We start from the raw sequence: 1318 nt of genomic DNA, 5'->3' as shown, positions 1-1318 counted from the left end.
CCTGGGGCGTGTCGCCCAGGGCGTTGCCGCCGAGGGCTATGACGACGGACTTGCCTTCACCTTTTTGATAAGCCATAACGTACTCCTCTCTCTTTCCTCGCCGTGCTTAGGAAAGCGTGGCGTACATGACGGCCTTGATGGTATGCATGCGGTTCTCGGCCTCGTCGAACACCTTGGACTGCTTGGACTCGAAGACCACGTCCTCGACCTCCATCTCGGTGACACCGAAACGCTCGGCGATATCAGCACCGGTGGTGGTGTTGGTGTCATGGAACGCCGGCAGGCAGTGCAGGAAGATGGCGGAAGGATCTGCCATCGCCATAAGCTCGGACGTCACACGGTAGGCCTCGAGGTCCTTGATGCGCTGCGCCCACACCTCGTCGGGCTCGCCCATGGACACCCACACGTCGGTGTAGATGACGTGAGCGCCCGTGCAGGCCTCCTTGACATCCTCGGTCAGCTTGATGGTGCAGCCGTTGCCTGCAGCGATTTCTTCGCAGGTCTTGACCAGCTCGGCGTCGGGCATGTTCTCCTTCGGGCCGCAAGCCACGAAGTTCAGGCCCAGCTTCGAGCACACCACCATGAGCGAACGAGCCACGTTGTTGGCAGCATCGCCCATGAACACCAGGGTCTTGCCCTTGATGTCGTAGTTGAACTGCTCCTGCACCGTCAGGATGTCAGCGAGCATCTGCGTGGGATGCCATTCGGTGGTCAGGCCGTTCCATACCGGAACGCCGGCGTTAGCGCCCAGATCCTCGACGTCTTCCTGAGCATAACCACGGAACTCGATGCCGTCGTAGAAGCGGCCGAGCACGCGAGCGGTATCCTCGATGGACTCCTTCTTGCCCATCTGGGAGCTGCCCGGATCAAGGTAGGTTACGCCCATGCCCAGGTCCATGGCGCCAACCTCGAACGCACAACGCGTACGGGTCGAGGTCTTCTGGAACAGAAGGACAATGTTCTTGCCCTCAAGATAACGATGGGGGGTACCCGTCAGTTTCAGGTTCTTAAACTCGCGGGACAGCTTCAGGAGGTACTCGATCTCCTCAACGCTGAAGTCGAGAAGCCTCAGGAAATTGCGTCCGCTCAAGCTCGTGGGCATAATTGATTCCTTTCGATTTGCTTTGCCAAGTTTTAACAGATACTTCATTGCTATCGACGGGCGTCGCCAAGTTTAAACCGCCCGCCCCTTTTCAGCCCGGGAGGGGCCCCCGCATGTGCGGACTCCCCTCCAAACTGGAAAGACAGGATTGCGCCAGCCGAGTGCCTAGTCCTCGCGCACCAGCGGCATGCTCATGCAACGCGGGCCGCCACGGCC

Annotated in this window: 1 protein-coding gene; it reads right to left on the bottom strand. The window is 59.7% G+C overall.

Translation table 11 applies throughout. The features are described 5' to 3' along the window. Positions 1 to 106 precede the first annotated feature (106 nt). The gene (gene argF, locus RR842_RS14715) at positions 107 to 1102 is read right to left on the bottom strand and encodes an ornithine carbamoyltransferase (RefSeq protein WP_332554587.1); all 996 of its coding nucleotides are present in this window, start codon (positions 1100 to 1102) and stop codon (positions 107 to 109) included. Between the last annotated feature and the right edge of the window lie 216 nt (positions 1103 to 1318).

Origin of the sequence: Gordonibacter sp. (genome assembly GCF_036667095.1) — a bacterium.
Classification (GTDB): domain Bacteria; phylum Actinomycetota; class Coriobacteriia; order Coriobacteriales; family Eggerthellaceae; genus Gordonibacter.
Note: the sequence above shows the minus strand (reverse complement) of the source record. Positions and strands in the feature narration are given on the sequence as shown.

Coding starts and splice junctions, on each gene's coding strand:
- argF (WP_332554587.1), bottom strand. CDS start 1,102: ATGCCCACGAGCTTGAGCGGACGCAATTTCCTGAGGCTTCTCGACTTC.